Annotated in this window: 2 protein-coding genes; one reads left to right on the top strand and one right to left on the bottom strand. The window is 65.0% G+C overall.

The features are described from left to right. Positions 1 to 561 (bottom strand): nuclease/transposase family protein (locus QSK17_RS35695; RefSeq protein WP_502889355.1); only part of this gene is annotated, 561 nt, incomplete at its 3' end. A gap of 23 nt (positions 562 to 584) precedes the next feature. Between QSK17_RS35695 and tnpA the strand changes: the two genes are divergently transcribed. After that, on the top strand, positions 585 to 862 hold a 278-nt coding region (gene tnpA / locus QSK17_RS35690), incomplete at its 3' end, for an IS200/IS605 family transposase (RefSeq protein ID WP_285711119.1).

The following is an 862-nucleotide window of genomic DNA, read 5'->3' as shown; positions in this document are numbered from 1 at the left end:
GGCCGGGGCAGGCACCTGGCGTTCGGCTCGGAACACGATGTGCCAGCTGTCGGCTTCTTTGACCAGGCGGGCTCCGGTGATCCGCCCGGCAGGGCCGCCCTTGGTGGTGCCGGGCAGATCCTTGGTCCACCGAAACCGGGCCCGGCCGGCCTTGGGCAGGTTGACTGCGCCCCACCGCCGGTTCAGCCGGACGATGTTCAGGTCCCGCCCCTGGGGGACGTCAACGGCCATCCGGGACCGGAACCGGTTCTTGAAGCTGGGCCGTTTCGCCGGGTGGCCGGGATCGAAGAAATTCGCCCACGCCTGCCGATACGTTTTCAGTACCGCTTGTGCTGCCTGGGCGGGCAGTTGGCCTATCCAGTCGATTTCGCGGCGGGCCTGTCGGATCGCCGTGTCGCAGTCCTTGATCGAGGCCAGACGGCCCTGCCGGAAGGTGACGTACTCGTGGAGCAGGTTCCACAGGGCGCGAGCGGTGTGTGCCTGGCCGTCCAGCACGGCGATCTGGGCCGTGCTCAGGTCGAGACGCGCCACGTGCGCCCGGGTCTGCTTCACCACCTCCACACACTGATCATATCATTTGGTTTATGTCACCGCGATGGAACGCGAACCCCGATGTCCGGACCGGACGCCATGTCACATACAACCTTCACGCACATTTGGTCTTTGTCACCAAGTATCGGCGGGGGGCGTTCACGAACGAGATGCTGGCCCGCTGCGAGGAGATCATGCGGGAGGTGTGCGCCGACTTCGAGGTCGAGCTGCGTGAGTTCAACGGCGAACATGACCACGTCCACCTACTGATCCACTACCCGCCGAAGGTCGCCCTGTCCAAACTGGTCAACAGTCTCAAGGGCGTTTCGGC

The sequence above is a fragment of the Microtetraspora sp. NBRC 16547 genome, assembly GCF_030268965.1.
Classification (GTDB): Bacteria; Actinomycetota; Actinomycetes; order Streptosporangiales; family Streptosporangiaceae; genus Microtetraspora.
Note: the sequence above shows the minus strand (reverse complement) of the source record. Positions and strands in the feature narration are given on the sequence as shown.